General features: G+C 62.9%; 1 protein-coding gene. It reads right to left on the bottom strand.

Annotated elements, in window-relative coordinates; all coding sequences use genetic code 11:
- Window positions 1-88: 88 nt before the first annotated feature.
- Window positions 89-553: a hypothetical protein gene (locus AC1D00_RS42030; protein ID WP_477014764.1), complete on the bottom strand. Its 465-nt coding sequence runs from the start codon at window positions 551-553 to the stop codon at window positions 89-91.
- Window positions 554-1,178 lie beyond the last annotated feature (625 nt).

The following is a 1,178-nucleotide window of genomic DNA, read 5'->3' on the forward strand; positions in this document are numbered from 1 at the left end:
TAAGTTCGGCGAGGTTCCGGACGATCTGAGTGCGCCGTAACGGAGCCCAAGATTCCAGAAACCGTCGCCCGACACGAAGGCGGATGGATCACCCGCCACTCAGCGAGAGGCTGATGCGCGTAACGATCMCATCCCACGCGCGCTCTTCGCTGGCCGGATAATTAATCAGCACGCAATGGACCAGCTCGCCAGAGAAGTTGCAACGGTCATACCAGACCTTGTCGCCCTTGTAGCTGGAAACCGCAAAGAACCGCGGCGTCACTCTCTTGTACTGAATGCGCGAAGGCGGTCCTTTCTTCGCGAGGAAAACAGCGGGCGAATCGCTCCCGACGTTGGGAGCAGCCTGTATCGTGAGGTCGGCGCGGCCGTCGGCAGTTCGAAAGCGTTGCCCGTAACCGTCCGGCCGGCCCGCTTCTTCGGTGAAGATCGAAGAAGGGAAGTCGACCGACGTGCCCGTCTGTGGAATGCGGTAGGTCGTCCACCTTATGGGCTGCCCCGAAACCGAGKCGGCCGAGACAGCGAAAATGGCCATCGCCAGAGCTGTCGCTTTCATCAAAGCTCCTCCTTCGCAGACCCCCACCGAGACATAGGCAACGAGCCGGCAGCATCCCTTCACACCAGGAAAAGCGGCGAAGCCAATTACGTTCCAAGAAGCCTGATCCTTAGAGGGCATGCGCACGCGGGATGTCGGCGCATTGCGTTGAAGAAGTCGGGCCGGCGACGAAGCAGCAGGACGAAGCGTCGGGCGCGACCGACACATCGCGCGGCCGATGGTCTCGCCGAACGTGATTCAGTCCGTTGCCGAAGGGTCGATTGCCACGCCGTGGCGTCGAGAGGTCACGGGCCACGAGATTTTTCCCCGAGGCAGCTTCCCGTCGGCGGACCAACCGGGACCAGCCGCCCCGAATCGGACTTGTTCGCCTCGTGATGCCGATGGCGCAACCGGCTGCAGCGCCAAGCTTGCCGTGGCCGGGCATGGGCCCGCGACGCCGCCGACGATGGCTCCCGCGATGGTTCCTTTCGCCGAGGCTTCCATTCGCCTGGGGCTCCGGAGGAGGCGAGAGCGTCGCCGATGAGCATGGCGTTCATGACGGCTCACCGAATTTGCTTCCAAGTCAATCGTCGCAGCGACGGCCCGTTCCTCACCCTCCTGCGAGTGGAGACCAGTCAGGAACGAG

Source organism: Bradyrhizobium sp. P2_E8, from assembly GCF_056403875.1.